16 protein-coding genes are annotated in these 17,622 nt (G+C 72.2%); 8 read left to right on the forward strand and 8 right to left on the reverse strand.

What is annotated here, in order from left to right:
* Positions 1–2 precede the first annotated feature (2 nt).
* The 3 genes from ABZV77_RS37965 to pssA all read left to right on the forward strand — a co-directional run bounded on the left by ABZV77_RS37965 (position 3) and on the right by pssA (position 2,876).
* Positions 3–1,208 (forward strand): acyl-CoA dehydrogenase family protein, encoded by a 1,206-nt coding sequence (locus ABZV77_RS37965; RefSeq protein WP_356267125.1) that lies wholly within the window; start codon positions 3–5, stop codon positions 1,206–1,208.
* A gap of 170 nt (positions 1,209–1,378) precedes the next feature.
* Complete coding sequence (locus tag ABZV77_RS37970; RefSeq protein WP_356267127.1) at positions 1,379–2,035, forward strand: phosphatidylserine decarboxylase; 657 nt, start codon at positions 1,379–1,381, stop codon at positions 2,033–2,035.
* Positions 2,022–2,876, forward strand: a complete 855-nt coding sequence (gene pssA / locus ABZV77_RS37975; protein ID WP_079074397.1) for a CDP-diacylglycerol--serine O-phosphatidyltransferase — start codon at positions 2,022–2,024, stop codon at positions 2,874–2,876. The genes ABZV77_RS37970 and pssA overlap by 14 nt, the downstream gene beginning before the upstream one ends.
* Before the next feature lie 114 nt (positions 2,877–2,990).
* Here pssA and ABZV77_RS37980 read toward each other — a convergent pair whose 3' ends face one another.
* From ABZV77_RS37980 to ABZV77_RS38000, 5 genes are read right to left on the reverse strand one after another with little or no spacing between them, the layout of a single operon-like run.
* A complete protein-coding gene (locus ABZV77_RS37980; protein WP_356267130.1) occupies positions 2,991–4,259 on the reverse strand; it encodes an ABC transporter substrate-binding protein in 1,269 nt (422 codons plus the stop codon).
* Positions 4,256–5,374, reverse strand: coding sequence for a branched-chain amino acid ABC transporter permease (locus ABZV77_RS37985; protein ID WP_356267132.1), 1,119 nt, complete (start codon positions 5,372–5,374; stop codon positions 4,256–4,258). The genes ABZV77_RS37980 and ABZV77_RS37985 overlap by 4 nt, the downstream gene beginning before the upstream one ends.
* Positions 5,367–6,257 (reverse strand): branched-chain amino acid ABC transporter permease, encoded by an 891-nt coding sequence (locus ABZV77_RS37990; RefSeq protein ID WP_356267134.1) that lies wholly within the window; start codon positions 6,255–6,257, stop codon positions 5,367–5,369. The genes ABZV77_RS37985 and ABZV77_RS37990 overlap by 8 nt, the downstream gene beginning before the upstream one ends.
* Positions 6,254–7,069, reverse strand: a complete 816-nt coding sequence (locus ABZV77_RS37995; protein WP_356267136.1) for an ABC transporter ATP-binding protein — start codon at positions 7,067–7,069, stop codon at positions 6,254–6,256. Before ABZV77_RS37995 ends, ABZV77_RS37990 begins: the two co-directional genes overlap by 4 nt.
* Complete coding sequence (locus tag ABZV77_RS38000; RefSeq protein WP_356267137.1) at positions 7,066–7,914, reverse strand: ABC transporter ATP-binding protein; 849 nt, start codon at positions 7,912–7,914, stop codon at positions 7,066–7,068. Before ABZV77_RS38000 ends, ABZV77_RS37995 begins: the two co-directional genes overlap by 4 nt.
* 241 nt (positions 7,915–8,155) lie before the next feature.
* Between ABZV77_RS38000 and ABZV77_RS38005 the strand changes: the two genes are divergently transcribed.
* Entirely contained in the window at positions 8,156–9,397 is a 1,242-nt protein-coding gene (locus tag ABZV77_RS38005; RefSeq protein ID WP_356267139.1) for a helix-turn-helix domain-containing protein, read from the forward strand.
* A gap of 24 nt (positions 9,398–9,421) precedes the next feature.
* On the opposite strand, the gene ABZV77_RS38010 is transcribed toward ABZV77_RS38005, so the two are convergent.
* The 3 genes from ABZV77_RS38010 to ABZV77_RS38020 all read right to left on the reverse strand — a co-directional run bounded on the left by ABZV77_RS38010 (position 9,422) and on the right by ABZV77_RS38020 (position 12,102).
* A complete protein-coding gene (locus tag ABZV77_RS38010) occupies positions 9,422–10,177 on the reverse strand; it encodes a hypothetical protein (protein ID WP_356267141.1) in 756 nt (251 codons plus the stop codon).
* Entirely contained in the window at positions 10,174–10,809 is a 636-nt protein-coding gene (locus ABZV77_RS38015) for a hypothetical protein (RefSeq protein WP_356267143.1), read from the reverse strand. The genes ABZV77_RS38010 and ABZV77_RS38015 overlap by 4 nt, the downstream gene beginning before the upstream one ends.
* 123 nt (positions 10,810–10,932) lie before the next feature.
* On the reverse strand, positions 10,933–12,102 hold the full coding sequence (locus ABZV77_RS38020; RefSeq protein ID WP_356267145.1) for a glycerate kinase: 1,170 nt from the start codon (positions 12,100–12,102) through the stop codon (positions 10,933–10,935).
* 154 nt (positions 12,103–12,256) lie between these two features.
* On the opposite strand from ABZV77_RS38020, the gene ABZV77_RS38025 reads away from it, so the two are divergent.
* The 4 genes from ABZV77_RS38025 to ABZV77_RS38040 all read left to right on the forward strand — a co-directional run bounded on the left by ABZV77_RS38025 (position 12,257) and on the right by ABZV77_RS38040 (position 17,622).
* A complete protein-coding gene (locus ABZV77_RS38025; protein WP_356267147.1) occupies positions 12,257–13,981 on the forward strand; it encodes a BCCT family transporter in 1,725 nt (574 codons plus the stop codon).
* A gap of 64 nt (positions 13,982–14,045) precedes the next feature.
* Complete coding sequence (locus ABZV77_RS38030) at positions 14,046–14,447, forward strand: CU044_2847 family protein (RefSeq protein ID WP_356267149.1); 402 nt, start codon at positions 14,046–14,048, stop codon at positions 14,445–14,447.
* A 2-nt stretch (positions 14,448–14,449) separates the two neighbouring features.
* Positions 14,450–16,642 carry a trypsin-like peptidase domain-containing protein gene (locus tag ABZV77_RS38035; RefSeq protein ID WP_356267150.1) on the forward strand — a complete coding sequence of 731 codons (2,193 nt, stop codon included), beginning with the start codon at positions 14,450–14,452 and terminating at the stop codon, positions 16,640–16,642.
* Positions 16,639–17,622: an AAA family ATPase gene (locus ABZV77_RS38040; protein WP_356267152.1), complete on the forward strand. Its 984-nt coding sequence runs from the start codon at positions 16,639–16,641 to the stop codon at positions 17,620–17,622. Before ABZV77_RS38035 ends, ABZV77_RS38040 begins: the two co-directional genes overlap by 4 nt.

A 17,622-nucleotide genomic window follows, 5' to 3' on the forward strand; every position in this document is an offset into this window, starting at 1 on the left:
TCATGAGCCGACTCGCGCAGACCGCCGGTCTCACCGACATCCAGCGGGAGATCCTGTCCACCGTCAGGGACTTCGTCGACAAGGAGATCATTCCTGTCGCGACCGAACTCGAGCACCGTGACGAGTATCCGCAGCAGATCGTCGACGGCCTCAAGGAGTTGGGCCTCTTCGGGCTCATGATCCCGGAGGAGTACGGCGGCCTGGGCGAGTCGCTGCTCACGTACGCGCTGTGCGTCGAGGAGATCGCGCGTGGCTGGATGTCGGTCTCCGGCATCATCAACACCCACTTCATCGTCGCTTACATGCTCAAGCAGCACGGCACACAGGAGCAGAAGGACACCTTCCTGCCGCGCATGGCGGCCGGCGAGGTGCGCGGCGCGTTCTCGATGTCGGAGCCGGGGCTCGGCTCCGATGTGTCGGCCATCACGTCCAAGGGCGTGCGGGACGGCGACGAGTACGTTCTCAACGGTCAGAAGATGTGGCTCACCAACGGCGGAACGTCGACCTTGGTGGCCGTTCTGTGCCGGAGTGACGAAGGACACCCGGAGGGCACGGCTCCGCACAAGTCGATGACGACTTTCCTAGTGGAGAAGGAGCCCGGTTTCGGAGAGGTCCGTCCCGGCCTCACCATCCCCGGCAAGATCGACAAGATGGGTTACAAGGGCGTCGACACGACCGAACTCATCATGGACGGACTGCGAATTCCGGCCAATCGTGTGCTCGGCGGGGTCACCGGCCGAGGGTTTTACCAAATGATGGACGGCGTCGAGGTCGGCCGCGTCAATGTTGCAGCTCGTGGCTGTGGTGTCGCTCAGCGTGCCTTCGAACTGGGTGTCTCATATGCCCAGCAACGTCACACTTTCGGCAAGGCGATCGCCCAGCACCAGGCCATCCAGTTCAAGCTGGCCGAGATGGCTACCAAGGTCGAGGCCGCCCATGCGATGATGGTGAATGCAGCACGCAAAAAGGACTCGGGGGAACGAAACGACCTGGAAGCAGGCATGGCGAAGTACCTCGCCTCCGAGTACTGCAAGGAAGTCGTGGAGGATGCGTTCCGAATCCATGGTGGATACGGCTTCTCGAAGGAGTATGAGATCGAGCGTCTCTACCGGGAGGCGCCCATGCTCCTGATCGGTGAAGGTACCGCCGAGATCCAGAAAATGATCATTGGCCGACGGCTACTCGAAGAGTATCGATTCCAGGGCTAGATGCCCGGTTTGGGCCACTTTCACCGAGAAGAAGATCACACCCTGTCAACACTCTTCGGCCGCGGACTCGGCTTCCTGGCTTGCCCAGTTGTGGCTCGCAACCGATAACATCCGGAAAAAGCCGCCGTCCCCCATTCCCTGCGCGGCCTCATCCGCTACGAAGGTCATCCATGCCCCACAGCCAAACCTCTGCACCACGCGACGGCATTCTCCAGGGACGCCTTGCCCGCGGAGCATCGCCGTGGCTCCTGCCTACCGTCGCCACCGCGGCACTCAGCCTCGTCCGCGCGCGCCGCTCCAAGGGCGCCGCGGCCGTCGCCGTGCCCGCCACCGCCCTGGCGGCCGGCATGCTGTGGTTCTTCCGCGACCCCGAGCGCGAGATCGCTCAGGGCCGGGTCATCTCTCCGGCCGACGGCGTGGTGCAGAGCATCATGCCGTGGAAGGACGGGCGCACCCGCGTCGCCATCTTCATGAGCCCGTTGAACGTCCACGTCAACCGCGCGCCCCTCGCGGGCACGGTGACGTCCGTGGAGCACATCCCCGGCGGGTTCGTCCCGGCGTTCAACAAGGAGAGCGAGAACAACGAGCGCGTTGTCTGGCACTTCGACACCGAGCTCGGCGACATCGAGATGATTCAGATCGCGGGCGCGGTCGCGCGGCGCATCGTGCCGTACGTGCCGCAGGGCTCGAAGGTGGAGCAGGGTGAGCGGATCGGCCTGATCCGTTTCGGCTCGCGCGTCGACATCTACCTCCCCGAGGGTGTCGAGGTGGACGTCGAGGTCGGTCAGAAGACCGTGGCTGGGGTGACTCGCATTGACCGTGGTTGATCCTGAAACACAAGCGGGCTGGGTGCCCGAGGCGGCTGAGGACGAGGCCGATGAGGAGATGCCTCTCTCACTGCGCCTCTCGATAGCGGACACCCTCACGCTCGGTAACGCCACGTGCGGGTTCATGGCGGTGTACTTCACCACCACGGGCATCCTCATCCCGCACCTCTCGGGCGGCGACGAGTCGGGCATGGCCCGCAACAGCGCCGCCACCGCGGTGATCCTGATGCTGTGCGCGGCGGTCTTCGACCTCTTCGACGGCCTGGTGGCCCGCAAGCTGCGGTCCTCGCCGATGGGGGCGGAGCTGGACAACCTCTCCGACCTGATCAGCTTCGGCCTGGCTCCCGCGTACTTCGTACTCGTGTACGGCATGGTCGCGCGGGACGCGCATGAGCGGGTGGCTGCGGTCGGTGCGATCGTCGTGCTGTTGGCGGTGGTGCTGCGGCTTGCGCGGTTCTCGTGCGTGACCGTGAAGGACGGCACCTTCCAGGGCATGCCGTCGCCCTTCGGGGCGCTGACGGTCGTCTCGATCGTGCTCCTGGAGCTGCCCTTCGTGGCGACGCTCCTCGCGATCATCGGCACGGCCTGGCTCATGGTCAGCCGCGTCGAGTACCCGAAGCCGCGCGGCCCCCTCGCGGTGGCCATGCTCTCCTGGATCGTGGCGGCCATGGGGCTGCTCGCGGCCTGGGCGTTCGACGCCCCCGGCGGCCAGCTGCTCCTGCAGACCGGCTGCGCGCTCCAGCTCGTCCTCGGTGCGGTGATCCCCCTCTTCGCCACGGCTCGGAGGGTGAACAACTTCCGGGGCAACCGGCGTGAGGCGCGGGCGGCGCAGTTGCCTTAGCGGCGCTTGAGCGGTGTGAAGGAGGGCCTGAACCGAATCGGTTCAGGCCCTCCTTCGCGTGCCGTCTGTCGCCCTTCGGGCTCGTCCTCAAGCGCCGGACGGGCTAAAAACTGCTCAGCCTCCCACCGTGTAATTCGTTGCTGCGTCCGCCGCGCCTGGCTGTTGGACGACCTTCATGCCGCCCGTTGCCTTCTTGTCGGGGCGGAGGATGACGCTCTGCTTCGAGGAGGGCGCCTTCGGGTCGGTGAAGTCCTGGGGGACGCCGAAGCCCGCGTCGAAGTCGTCGATCGTCAGGAGGGCCTTGGCCACGCCCTCGCGCGTGAGGTCCTTGTCCTCGCACGCCTTCTTCAGGGCCTCTCCGAAGACGGACGCCGCCGTCCAGCCCGCCACGACGCCGTTGTCCAGGGAGTCCTTGGGGTGGGCCTTCTTGTAGTCGGCCACGAGCTTCTTCGCCGCCGCCGTGTCCGCGCCGATGGGCAGGGTGGGCGAGGCCACGTAGTAGTTCTTCATGAGGGCGGGGCCCGACTGGGTGGCGAGGAGCTGCGGGGCGAACGCCGAGTTGTTGCCGATGACCGGGACGTCGAAGCTCCCCGCCGCCGCGACACCGACGAGGGAGGCCGCCTGACGGGGGCCCGCGCTGATCACGACGGCCTTGACCCCTGCCTTCTTCAGGGCGGAGACCTGGGCGGTCATGTCGTTGTCCGTCGGTTTGATCTTCTGCTCGACGACCGTGAGACCGGCCTCGGCGGCCATGTGCTTGGAGCCCTTGAGCGCGTTCTCTCCGTAGTCGCCCTCGAAGTAGACGTGGCCGAGCTTGTCGCCCTTCTTCAGGCCCTTCTCCTTCATGAGGAAGTCGATCGCGTTGATCGTCTCCAGGTCGTACGTGGAGCCGACCACGCGCACGTACGGGCTGCCCAGCAGGTTCGCCGACCAGGCCTGCGGCAGGACGAGGCCCTTGTTGCCGTCGACGCGCCGCTCGACGGCGGCGACGAACGGGGAGCCGATGAACTGGGCGAAGCCCAGGACCTTCGGCTCCAGCTCGGTATAGGCGGCGACGGCCTTCTGCGGGTCGTAGCCGTGGTCGCGGACGGTGAGCTTCAGCTTGCGATCACAGATTCCGCCGTCCGCGTTGGCCTGGTCGACGTAGAGCTGCTGGGCCTGGGTGACGCTCTTGCCGAGGGTGGCGTAGACGCCGGTCATGTCGGTGAGCACGCCGAGGTCGATGGTCTCCGCGGTCACGCCGTCGCCGGTCTTCACCCCTCCCGCGCCCGTGTCACCCTTGGCGCCCTCGTTGTCGTTCTCCGCCTTGGAGCTGCACGCGGTGAGCGCGAGCAGCGCGGCGAGCGCCGTGGCGGCCGCCGTGGCTCTGGTCAGTACTTTCATGCTTCCTCCCCTGGAGTGCCTGGTCTTGGCCTGCTGCGCCGGGCGGCGATCCTCACCAGGCCGCCGGGCAGGAAGAGCACCACCGCCACGACGGCGGCGCCGTACAGATACCGGGACGCCTCACCCGGTGTGATCCCGCCGGTGCCCGGCGCCGAGACGAGGGGCAGGGCGTCGCTGTACCGGGTGAGCAGCTGGGGCAGCAAGGAGACCAGGGCGGCGCCCGCGACGGCGCCGGCGACCGAGCCGAGGCCGCCGATCACGATCATGGCGAGGTATTCCAGGGAGAGCGTCATGCCGAAGTAGTCGGGGACGGTGCGCTGGAAGACCAGGGCGAGCAGCACGCCGGCGAGGCCCGCGTACATGGACGAAAGGACGAAGACCCCGGCGCGGTAGCGGGCCACCGGGACGCCCATCACGCCCGCGGCGACGCGGTGGTCGCGGATCGCGTTCATGGCGCGTCCGGGGCGGCCGCGCAGCACACCGCGGGCGAAGAGTCCGCAGGCCAGGAGCAGCACGAGTGCCACGTACCAGAGCTTCTCTACGGAGCCGAACGGTACGGCCGCGATCACGACCTCGCTGTCGTCGAAGGTCATGCCGAAGAGGTTCAGGGGCGGCACGTCGCGCCCGTTGGAGCCACCGGTGAGGTCGTGGGCGTTGAAGAGCACGTGCTGCCCGATGAAGATCAGCGCGAGGGTCGCGATGCCGAGGTAGGCGCCGCTGAGGCGGCCCGCGATGGGGCTGAAGAGGCCGCCCGCGAGCCCGGCGAGCGCCACCGCGAGGGCCGCGGCGAGCCAGGTCGGCAGGCCGAGCCCGGTCAGGCCGTCGTCCCCGTTCCCGGCGAGGGCGCAGTAGCCGTACGCCCCGAGGGCGAGGAAGAAGGCGTGCCCCATGGAGAGCTGGCCGGTGGCGCCGGTGAGGAGGTTGATGCCGATCGCGCCGATGGCGGCGGCCATCGCGAAGAGGCCCGCCTGGAGCCAGAAGCGGTCCAGGTAGAACGGCAGGGCGAGCAGGACGGCGGAACCGACGGCCCATGCGTAGGCGCGGGGGCGCCTGGGAGGCGTACGGCTGCTGACGGGGCGGGCGGCGGGGGCGACGGCCTCGGTGACCTCAGACACGGGCGAGCTCCTTCGTGCCGAACAGCCCGGCGGGACGCATCAGCAGGATGGCGGTCATGACGAGATAGGGCGCGAGGTCGCCGAGCCCTCGGCCGAGGAAGGTGAGCTCGCTCTGGTAGCCGGTGGCGAGGGACTCCGTGACGCCCACGACGAGGCCGCCGACCAGCGCGCCGGTGGTGGAGTCGAGGCCGCCGAGGATCGCGGCCGGGAACGCCTTCAGCGCCGCGAGGGACGTGGCGCGTTCGAGCCCCGGCGTCGGGAAGACGGTGAGGAACAGCGCGGCCACGGCCGCGAGCGCGCCCGCCACCGCCCACGCCCCGAGCGAGACCCTGCCGAGCCGCACGCCCATCAGCGCGGCGGTCTCCGGGCTCTCGGCGGCGGCCCGCATCGCCACGCCCCACGAGGTGTAGCGGAAGGCGAGCAGGAAGACGGTGATGAGCAGGGCCGCCGCGACGAACGCGGCGATGCGGGTGTGCGCGAGGGAGATCGGCCCGATGGTCAGCACGTCGTCGCCCCACGGGTCGCCGAGCGGCAGGACGTCCGTGCCGAGGCGCCGGGTGAGTTCGGTGGTGAGCAGGATGTCCACGCCGATGGTGACGATGGCGAGCACGCTGTGGTCGTTGCCGCGGTAGCGCCGCATGACGAGGAACTCGACGGCGGCGCCGACGACCGCGGCGCCCGCGATGCCGACGAGCAGCGCGGGCCAGAAGCCGAGGTCGTCGTGGAGGGACGCGGTGATGTAGCCGCCCGCGAGGAGCAGTGAGGCGTGCGCGAAGTTCACCACCTCGGTCGCGCGGAAGATGACAACGAAGCCGAGGGCGATGAGGGCGTAGACGGACCCCATGGAGAGACCGTTGAGGAAGAGCTCGGTAAAGGTGGTCACGGTCTTCTTTCCTCTCCTGCTCCCGCTCCGTCCCCGGTCCGGTCGCCCTCGCCCAGATACGCGCGTACGACCGCCGGATCGTTCTGCACGTCGCCGGGGGTGCCGTCGGCGATCCGGCGCCCGAAGTCGAGTACGGTCACCGCGTCCGCGAGCCGCATCACCACCCCCATGTCGTGTTCCACCAGGACGATCGAGATGCCGAGGCTGTCGCGGACGCCCGCGATGACGGCCGCGGTGCTGCGCCGTTCGTCGGCGGTCATCCCGGCGACGGGCTCGTCGAGGAGCAGCAGCCGGGGCTCCATGCACAGGGCGCGGGCGAGCTCGGCGAGTTTCTGCTGGCCGTAGGGCAAGGCACCGGCGGGCTGGTCGAGTTGGCGTTCAAGGCCGACGAACGCGGCTATCTCGCGGACGCGTTCGCGGTGGCGGCGCTCCTCGCGGGCGGCCGCGGGGAGCCGGAGCCCGGCGGCCATGAATCCGGTGCGGGTCAGCCGGTGGCGGCCGAGGAGCAGGCTGTCGGCGACGGTGGCGCGGGGCGGCAGGGCGAGGTTCTGGAAGATCCGGGCGACGCCGAGTTCCGCGATGCGGTGCGGGCGCATGCCGGTGAGCTCGTGGCCGCCGAAGCGGACGCTGCCCGCGGTGGCGCGGTAGACGCCGGACAGGACGTTGAAGCAGGTGGACTTGCCCGCGCCGTTCGGTCCGATGACGGCGTGCACGGTGCCAGGGCGGACGGTGAAGTCGACGGCGTCGAGGGCGGTGAGCCCGGCGAAGCGTACGGTCAGGCCGCGGACCTCCAGGGACGGTACGGCGCTCATGGGGTGTCCTCCCACCGCGACAGGACGGGCAGCGCGCCCATGCCCCGCGACGCGTCGGCCGCCGCGTCCTCGTCGACGACGCCCAGATAGCGCCGTCGCACCTCGTCGGAGGCGGCGAGTTCGTCGGCGGGCCCCGCCAGGGCGACCTCTCCGACGTCGAGGACGTACGCCGTGGAGGCGAGCCGCAGCGCGAGGGCGGCGTTCTGCTCGACGAGGAGCACGGAGGTGCCCTGCGCGTTGATCTCCCGGATGGTGTCGGCGATGCGGGCGGCCATCAACGGGGCGAGGCCCAGGGAGGGTTCGTCCAGGAGGAGCAGGCGCGGGGACGCCATCAGCGCCCTGCCGACGGCGAGCATCTGCTGCTCGCCGCCGGAGAGCAGTCCGGCACGCTGGGCGCCGCGTTCGGCGAGCACGGGGAAGAGGGCGTGGACGCGCCGCAGGGCGTCCGCCTTGGCGGTGCGCGGCCCGGCGGCACCGAGTGCGCCCGCCCGCAGGTTGTCGGTGACGGTCATCCGGGCGAACACCTGCCGCCCTTCGGGCACTTGGCTGATCCCGGCGGCGACCACCCGATCCGCCGAAAGACCGTCGATGCGCCGCCCGTCGAAGTGGACGGAGCCCGAGGTGAGCGTCCCGCCCTGGAAGGAGAGCGTGCGCGAAATGGCCCGCAGCAACGTCGACTTGCCCGCGCCGTTGCCGCCGAGGACGGTGACGACGGCACCGTCGGGCAGATCGATGGAGACCCGCCGCAGGGCCCGCACGGGCCCATAGCCGACGGACACGTCCCGCACGACGAGCCCGGCGCGACGACCGGCCCCGCCCACACCCTCCACATCGGATCCGCCCACGTACCGCCCCCCTCGTCCCGCACGGCACGTCCGCCGTTGCGTGGCGCTCACCCCAGCACCGTGGAGCCCGGGCGTCCACGGGCAGTGGGCGAAACGCTGCGGGAGACCACCGGTGGTGCCCCGCCGTTGTGCACGGGCACAACACCGCGTGTCAGGGGCCTGCCGGAGGGCGGCGGCCAATGGCATCCTCCCCACCAGCGCCGTGCCGACGGCGTCCTGGCGCGCGGCGACGGGGGGAACGATGAGCGGGCTCGCGAACGGGCGCAGACCCCGGACCGGACACGACTGGAAGCTCCTGAAGGAGGCGTGCACGGCTCTCCTGCCACGGCTGCCCGAGCTGGTCGACCAGCATCTGCGGCAGCTCGGCGAGCACTCGTCGGTGTACGGCAGCGTCCTGCCGTACGACCTGCAGTGGCGGGAGGCCGAGGAGGCCATGCGGATCGGCATCGAGGCGATCTCGGCTCCGCGGGCCTCGCCGCGCCGCGACCTGGAGTACGCGGAGGAGGCCGGGCGGCGCCGTGCCCAACAGGGCCTGCCGCTCGACCTGTTGGTGCACTCGTACCGCAACGCGGGCTATCTGGTGTGGGACTCGCTCCTGGAGGGCACGGCGGGCAAGGACCCGGAGAAGCTCGCGGTCCTGATGCGCTCGGCGACGATGGTGTGGTCGGCGGTGGACGCACAGGCCGCGGTGGCGTCCGACGCGTACCGTGCGACGGAGCTTGAGCTGCGGCGGCGCACGGACGAGCAGTTGCAGGCGCTGCTCGATGCCCTTCTGGAGGGCCGGTCGGCGCCGGGCCTCGCGGCGCGCGCCGCGGCCGGGCTCGATCTGCCCGAGCACGGCCCGTACGCGGTGGTGGTGCTGCGTGTGGAGCGGCGCGACGGGCGCGAGGCGTTCCACCGGCAGATCCAGCAGGCCGGGTTCCGCTTCATCTGGCGGATGCGGACGGACTGCGAGGTCGGCGTGGTCGCACTCGGCGGGAGTGGCGGGGAGGGCGAGGCGGGTGGTCTGGACGGGCTTGCCCGGCTGCTCGACGGGCGGTGTCCGGGGCCCGGCGGGATCAGCCCCGTGGTCGGCGGCCTCGCGGAGCTGGGCCGGGCCCGGCGCCTTGCGGAACTGGCGCTGCGCACCTGCCCGCCCGGCGCGACGGGGATCGTCCGGCTTGACCGGCGGATGCCGACGGCCCTGGTGGTGAGTCAGCCGGAGCTGGCGGGGCGGCTGGTGACGGAGGTGCTCGGCGAGGTGCTCGCCCTCGAACCGGCGGACCGGGCCGTGCTGTTGGAGACGCTGGACGCCTGGCTGGCCTGCGAGGGTTCGGCGGGGCGGGCGGCGGGCCGCCTCTACTGCCACCGCAACACGGTGTTCAACCGCCTGCGCCGCCTGGAACAGCTGACCTCGCGCTCACTGGCACGCCCGCGGGACCTGGTGGAGGTGGCGCTTGCGGTGGAGGCGCACCGGCTTTCGCAGGGGGCCCGCTCGGCGTGAACACACCGAGCGGGCCACACGCGTTCACACGCTGATCAGGTCCTGGAAGGCCGTCGTCGTCTCCGTCGCCGACCTGCCGAAGGGCGCGTCGAAGTTCCAGACCAGGAAGAGCAGGAAGGCGATCAGGGCGCTGAAGGTACCGGCCAGCAGCAGTTCCCTGGAGGAGCGTCTGATCTGCAGCGTGAAGATCAGCCCGACCGTGACGAGCGCCCCGGCGACCAGGCCGAACCAGACCACTCCGGGGAGGGTCTCCTCCGCGTTGTCGGCCCGCGCCCTGCGCGCCTCGTCGGCGGCGGCCACCTGGTCGAGCAGCGGCTGGTAGGTCTGCGCCTCCAGCTCGCTCGCGGGCGGGCGCGCGGCGATGTCCCTGCGCAGGGTGTCGAGGAGCGCGCCGCCGCGGTCGGTGAGCTGGTGCTCCTCGATCATGCGCGGCCACTCGACGGTGGTCACGTGCTCGCTGTAGCGCCGGACGTCCCGCTGGATGCGTTCCCGCGCGTCCGCCGGGTAGACCTGCACGCGCCTGGTGATCTCGTGCAGGGCCTGCGCCTCGTCACGGGTGCCGTCCTGGGCGGCCCCGCGGGCCTCCCAGACACCGGCGATGGCCAGGCCGAGGACGATCGCGTACACGACGCCGACCATCATCACCATGTACTCCAGCACGTCGGGCGTCTCGCTGGTGTCGTCGTCCTCGGGCACGCGGCGGTGTCTGAGCACGGTCATGGTCAGGACGACCGCGCAGGCCAGCACCATGGCCAGGCCGAGTACGAACCATTCCGTCACGAGGGGCCTCCGGAGGGCGGGTTGGGGCGGGAGCGGGCGCCGGACGCACGGGACGCGGCGGAGCGGGAGCGCGGGCGCAGCAGCGCGGCGGCGAGGACCGCGGGGGTGGTGACGACCATCGTCGTGGTGACCATCGACCGTCCGCCCTCGCGTTCCCGTGCCTCTGCGGCGTGGTAGCCGGGGGCCGAGAAGGACGGCCGGGGCGGTGGCGCGGGTGCGGGTGGCGCGGGGCGCGGGCGGGATTCCAGGCGTACGGGGACGAGGAGTTCCCGCACGCGTGGCGCGGCGCGGGCAGCGGGCGCGGCGCGGGGAGCGGGGGGCGGGGTCGCGCGGTCGGCCGGGGGCCGGGCGGGGCCCGGCCGGGGGTCCGCTTCGGTGTCGGGGGTGCTGGGCGTGCCGGGGGTGCTGGGCGTGCCGAGGGTGGGCCCGGCACGCTGCTCGGGCACGACCTCGTCCGGGGCGCCCGGCGGGTCCTCGGAGCAGATCTCCAGCCGCTCGGAAAGGACCGCGTCGAGCGCCCCCACGTATGTGTCGACGTGCGCACCGACGTGCGCGTCAACGGTCAGACCGCCCACGGGGCACAGGCTCACGACGATGCCGAGACCGCCGCCGAGCTGCGCCCAGCCGGTCAAGATCGACTCCTCTTCACGTAGAGGAGAAACGATCACGTACCCGGTTCGACACGGGCGATCGGGAGGCGGGGTGGGGTGGGCCTGGGCTCAAGCGCAGGCCCAGGCCCAGGCCCAGGCCCGCGCTCAGGCGAGGAAGTCGCGGGCGATGCCCTCCGCCACCGTCTCCAGGATCGGGCCCGCCTCCGCGATGCACCGCGCCACGTCCGGCTCGACGTCCGTCAGGGCGTACGCGCGGCGGATGCCCGCCTTGCCGAGCACCTCCGGGGCGAGTGCGAGACGGCCGCAGACCGCGACGACCTCGACCCCGGCGGCCCGCGCCGCGGCGGCCACACCGGCCGGTGCCTTGCCGTGCAGGGTCTGCTCGTCGAGCGAGCCCTCGCCCGTGATGACGAGCGTGGCCCGCGCCAGGGCGGGCGCGAAACCGAGCACGTCGAGCATGACCTCGATGCCGGGGCGGAAGCCCGCACCGAGGCCGACCAGCGCGCCGTACCCGATGCCGCCCGCGGCACCGGCGCCCGGCGACTGCGCGTACTCCGCGGCCTTGGGGCCGATCGCCTTCTCCAGGACCGTGGCGAAGTGGGCGAGCGCGGCGTCCAGCGCGGCGACGTCCGCCGGGTCGGCGCCCTTCTGCGGCCCGTACACCGCGGGCGCGCCCTTCGGCCCGGTCAGCGGGTTGTCGACGTCGCTGGCGAGCACGATCTCGACGTCCTTCAGACGCGGGTCGAGGCCCGACAGATCGGCGGTGGCCAGGTCCTTCAGCGGGCCGCCGCCGGGCGCGACGGGCTCGCCGTCCGCGTCCAGGAAGCGCGCGCCGAGCGCGGCCAGCATCCCGGCGCCGCCGTCGGTCGTGGCGCTGCCGCCGACGCCGAAGACGACGGTGCGGGCGCCCGCGTCGAGCGCGGCGCGGATCAGCTCTCCGGAGCCGTACGTCGTGGACGTGAGCGGCGCGAAGACGCCCTCGGGGAGCAGCTGGAGGCCCGAGGCCTCGGCCATCTCCACCACGGCGGTGCCGTCCTTCAGCGCGTACGCGGCCGTCACCTCGTTGCCGAGCGGCCCCGTGACGCGCACCTCCCGGCGCTCGAATCCGCCCGCGACGGCCGCGGCGACCGTGCCGTCGCCGCCGTCGGCGACCGGCAGCGCCTCGACCGTGGTGCCGGGGGCGACGCGGCGGAGCCCGGCCGTCACCCGCTCGGCGACCTGCACGGCCGTGAGCGAACCCTTGAACTTGTCCGCGGCGATGAGCACGCGCTGCGCCTGCTGCTCGTGTCCCGCCGTCCCTGCAGCGTCCGCCACCTTGTTCCCCTTGCTTTCCGGGCCTTGCTCGCGTCAAGGCAGTCGCGCCGCTGCGACCATAACCGCAGACAGGGGCCGCTGCCCATGGCCGCCGGGACGTGAGACGGCGTGGCCCGGCGGAAAATACCCTCATATCGCCCCATAGTGGTGCGTCATGAGCACGGAAATGATCGATCACCCCCGCCCCGATGACGGTTCGGCGGGCCCTCCCCCGGGCGACGGGGACTCCGCGGACGGATCACCCCCGGACGGCACCCCCGACTACCTGGTCGTCGGCGTCGGCATCGCCGCGGTGCTCGGGGTGGTGGCCTGGGCCGCGCTCGGCAAGCGGTCCTTCGACCGCGCTTCCGACAGCGCGCTCGCCTGGGTCCTCGACAACTTCGCCTGGCTCTTCGTGATCGCCGCGGATGTCTTCCTCGTCCTGTGCGTGGTCCTCGCGCTGAGCCGCTTCGGCCGGATCCGTCTCGGCACGGACGACGCGCGGCCCGAGTTCACGAACCTCGCGTGGATCGCGATGATGTTCAGCGCGGGCATGGGCATCGGCCTGATGTTCTACGGCGTCGGTGAGCCGCTGACCCACTATCTGGACCCCCCGCCGTCCTCGGCCGCCGCACCCCGCTCCGGCGGCGCGGCCCGCATCGCCCTGGAGTACTCCTTCTTCCACTGGACGCTGACGCCCTGGGCGATCTACGGCATCGTGGGCCTCGCCCTCGCCTACGCGGGCTTCCGCAAAGGCCGCGGCAACCGGCTCAGCGCCGTCTTCGTACCGCTCATCGGCGCCCGGCGCGCGGCGGGCCTGCCCGGCAGGATGATCGACCTGCTCGCGGTGTTCGCCACCGTCTTCGGCACGGCGACCAGCCTCGGCGTCGGCGCGCTCCAGGTCGCCACGGGGCTCAACCTCACGACGGGCGTGGAGAGTTCGACCACCCTCCAGCTCATCATCATCGTCTCGCTCGGCGCCGCCTTCGTGGTCTCGGCCTTCTCCGGGGTGCACAAGGGCGTGAAGTGGCTGAGCACGCTCAACATCATGCTGGCCGCCTGCCTGATGCTGTTCGTCTTCGTCCTCGGGCCGACCGTCTACATCCTGGACGCGATCCCGGCGAGCGTCGGCGGCTACCTCCACCAGTTGCTCCCGATGGCCTCGCGCACCGGCGCCTTCACCGACAGCGGCTGGCTCGGCTCCTGGACGATCTTCTACTGGGCGTGGTGGCTGTCCTGGGCCCCCTTCGTCGGCACGTTCATCGCCCGCATCTCGCACGGCCGGACGATCCGCGAGTTCCTGATCGGCGTGCTCCTGGTGCCGAGCGGCGCGACCGTCGTCTGGTTCTGCGTGATGGGCGGCACCGGCATCCGGCTCGACGCGACCGGCAGGACCGACATGGCGGGGAAGGTCGAGGAGGGGGCGGAGGCCTCGCTCTTCGCGATGCTGGACGCGCTGCCGCTCGGCACGGTCACGTCGTGGGTCGCGATGCTCCTCGTGATGACGTACTTCGTCACGAGCGCCGACTCCGCGTCGCTGGTGATGGGCTCGCTCAGCAGCCGCGGCTCCCTGCACCCGCCGACCTGGCTGGTCGTGACCTGGGGCGTCCTCATGGCGGCGGTGGCCGCGGTGCTCCTGGTCGCGGGCGGTCTGGACTCGCTGCAGAGCGCGACGATCCTGGTGGCGCTGCCGTTCGTCGTGGTGATGCTGGCGCTGTGCCTGGCGCTCCTGAAGGAGCTGCGCGCGGACCCGGGGGCGGGCCCCGCGCGCGGCCACGCGCTGCACGGGCTGCGGGACGCGGTGCGCACGATGGTCGGCGAGGCGATCACCGAGCAGACACCGGACCGGCACCACCGGCTCCGCCGCATCGTCAGGTCCCGCGGCCAGGACGGCGACTGACCGGTGCGGCGCGGGATCTACGAACTGGCGTCACGGGCGGTCGCGTTGGCCGCACAATGATCCCATGCCTGAGTACCTGGAACTCGACCTGGCCGGGGCCGCGCTGCGCGTCGAGCTCGCCGACGTGGGGCAGGCCCCCGAATCCGGCGACCTGCCGCCGGAGTTCGGCGTGCCGGGCGCCGTCTCCGTCGGCGGGCGGGTCACGGCCCTCGCCGCCGACGTGCTGCGGGCCACGCTGCGCCCGCTGGGCCCGCTCCTGGACGAGGTGCACGCGTCGGTGTCCCGGGCCGAGCACCCGCCCGCGGAGTTCACGGTCGACTTCGGCATCGAGGTGGGCAAGGACCTCAAGCTCGGCATCGCGGGGGTGAAGGGGTCGGCCACCATGACGGTGTCGGCGACGTGGCGGCGTACGGAAGAGCCGGGCGCGGGAGCCGACGGGACGCCCGGCGGCGCCACCGGGTCGTAGCCGTGGGGTGGTTCAGGGGGACCCGGGTCCCGCAGGCCGTCGCGGTGCTCGGGCCGCACGGCGACGCGGCCGTGGGCGCGGCCGCGCTGCTCTCCCCCGGTCGGGTGCTGACCTGTGCGCACGTGGTCAACGAGGCACTGGGGCGGCCCCCGTTGAGCGGCACGAGACCCGTGCACGAGGTGCTCCAGGTCGGATTCGCCCGGCGTACGGTACGGATCAAGGCCCACATAGAGGTGTGGGTGCCGCCCCGGCACTCCACCGCGGCCTGGCAGGGAGACCTGTGCGTGCTGCTCCTCTCCGAGCCGGCGCCCGCGGGCGCCGCCCCCGTGGTCTGGACGGACATGACCGAGGGCCAGTCGCTGCGGGCCTGGCACGGCTGCGGGGATCCGATCACCTTCGCGGACACGGTCCTCAAGCTGCTCGACGGCCACGTCGGCTATCTGGACGGGCCGCTGTCGGGTGCCGCGATCGGACCGGGGTTCAGCGGCGGGCCGCTGTGGACCGACGCGGGGGACAGCGCGGCCGGGATCGTCGTCGGACAGCTCGGGCAGCCGGCCGCCCCCGCCCACCCCGGCCAGACGCTGCGGCGCACCTGGGCCCTGCCCTGGCAGGCCGTACGGGACCAGCTGTACGCAGCCGGGGCGGGCGAGGTCGTGGCGGACTGCCGCACCGTGCGGCCCGCGCCGCAGGACGATCCGGTGGCCGCCGAACTGAGCGGCCTGCTGCGGTCGTTGCTGCCCGAACCGTCGGCGCGCGCCGAGCACGCGCGGCGGCTCGCCGACGAGCTGGGCCTCGCCGCGCCGGGGGACGGTTCGGCGCCCACCGTCGAGGAACTGACCGACGTCCTGCTGACCCGGCACCGTGCCCTGCCCACGCTCAGCGAGTCCCTGCTCACCGCAGGCCCCTGCGGCGCGCGCCCCGACCAGCTCACCGCGCTCCTCGGCACCGGCCGGGCCGTCGACGCGGCGGGCCTGCTCTCCCGCGCCGAACACGCCTTCCTCGTACGCAAGTTGGAACTCGTCGTCCTGACCGACCCGACGCTGCCCGCCCGCGCGGCCCAGGAAGCGCTGCGCTACACCCCGCTCCCCGCGGCCCTGTGCACCGCACGGCTGCCGCCCGAGGCACTGGCGCAGGTCATCGCGGACCTCGAGGAGTATCAGGACGGCGGCAGCGTGCCGACGGGGACACCCCGCGTGCCCGTGCTCGTCCACCTGGTGGAATTCATCGCCGCGGCCGCGGCCGGTCCGCTCGGCGAAGGGCTCGGCCGCTGGAGCGAGCGGGTCTGCACCCGGCTCGGCGTGCACCCGTCGGCACGCGACCAGCGCAGGGCCGACGCCGCGCACTGGGCGGGCGCGCGGACGGCGCCGGTCACCCGGCTGCTCGCCCGGCTCACCAAGAGCGAGCCGGAGGGTGAGGGCGCGGAGGCCGCCGCGCGGTACCGGTGCAGGCTCTGGCAGCAGCACGCGGACGGCACGGTGCGCCGCCTGGAGACCGCCGCGGGGGACGCGCCCCTGTCACCGGAGCAGGTCGGCGCGCTGATCCGCGAGGGCGCCGAGCGGTCCGGCGACGGGCGGCCCGCCGTGGACATCGAGGTCGACCGCGCAGGGCTCCAGCTGCCCGTCGACGAATGGGACGCGGGCAGAACCAGCGAGTACGTGCCGAGCCTCCCCCTCGGAGCCTCCTTCCAACTCACGCTGCGCTGCCCGGAGATGAGCCGCCGCGTGCCCCGCCGGGAGGTGGAGCACCGTCGGCGGTGGGACGACGGGCACGGCAGGGTGCTGGTCATCGACCCGAGCTGTGCGGACATCCGACAGGTCGCCGCACTGCTCAACTCCAGCCACCGGGACGCCAACCACGTCGTCCTGCACGGCCCGCCCGCGCTCCGCGCCCAGCTGCTCGACCTCTGCCTGGCCCTTGGCGTCCCCGTGGTTCTGTGGGACCGCGAGGCGGAGGACCACGACCACGCCCACCGCCTCGATCCCCTGGCGCCCACCGGACGGTTGCAGGAACTGCCCCACAGGCTGCACATGTTCAGGGTCTCGGCGCTGCCGGACTCGGCGGCGCTCCCCGTCCGCCCCTCCCTGGTGTGGGAGGACCCCGCGTGGCAGGACCGCGCGGGCGGAGACCAGGAGCCGAGGCTGACCGACCCCGACGCGACGCGCCCGCTTTCCGACGAAGGAGCACGCAGTTCATGACGGCATCCCAGGCATCCCCCACGTCCGGGCAGGGCGACTGGCGGCTGTTCCGCGGAGACGGCGACGCCCGGCACGTCGACTTTCCCGAGCCCCCGCCGTGGCGCCGCTTCACCCCCGCGGACGGCACGCCCCGGCCCCGCCCGTACCTCATCGGGCCCGACGAATCGGAGGTGGTCAACGCTGCTCTGCTGCTGCGCCGCCCGCTCCTGGTCACCGGGCACCCCGGCACTGGAAAATCCTCCCTGGCCCACGCCGTGGCCCACGAACTGACGCTGGGGCGGGTGCTGACGTGGCCGGTCAACAGCCGCTCGACGCTGCGCGACGCCCTCTACGGGTACGACGCCATCGGCCGACTGCGCGAGTCCAACCTGCGCCGCGAGGCCGCCGGTGCCGACAGCGCCGGTGAGGACCCCGACATCGGTTCCTACGTCCGTCTCGGACCGCTCGGCACCGCGCTGGTCCCGAGCGAGCGGCCGCGCGTCCTCCTCGTCGACGAGCTCGACAAAGGGGACGTCGACCTGCCCAACGACCTCCTGACCGTCTTCGAGGAGGGCGAGTTCGAGATCCCGGAACTGGCCAGGCTGCCCGACGACCGGGCGCGGGTCGACGTCCTGACCGCGGACCCGCAGGTGCGCGCGCCGGTGACGCGCGGCAGGGTGCGCTGTTCCGAGTTCCCCGTGGTGGTCATCACCAGCAACGGAGAGCGCGAGTTCCCGCCCGCGTTCCTGCGCCGCTGTGTCCGCCTGGACCTGGCCGAGCCCGACGAGCAGCGGCTGCGCGACATCGTCGCTGCGCACCTCGGCGACGCGGCCCTCGACGGCGTCGACGACCTCCTGCACGCCTTCCTGGGCCGCCGCGCGCCCGGCGAACTGGCCACCGACCAGCTCCTGAACGCCGTGTTCCTGCGCAAGGGCGGTCTCGACCTGCCGCCGGGTGCCCTGCTCGACGCGGTGCTCCACCGGCTGGGCGGGGTGGTGTAG

The sequence above is a fragment of the Streptomyces sp. NPDC004732 genome (assembly GCF_040609235.1).
Lineage (GTDB): Bacteria > Actinomycetota > Actinomycetes > Streptomycetales > Streptomycetaceae > Streptomyces.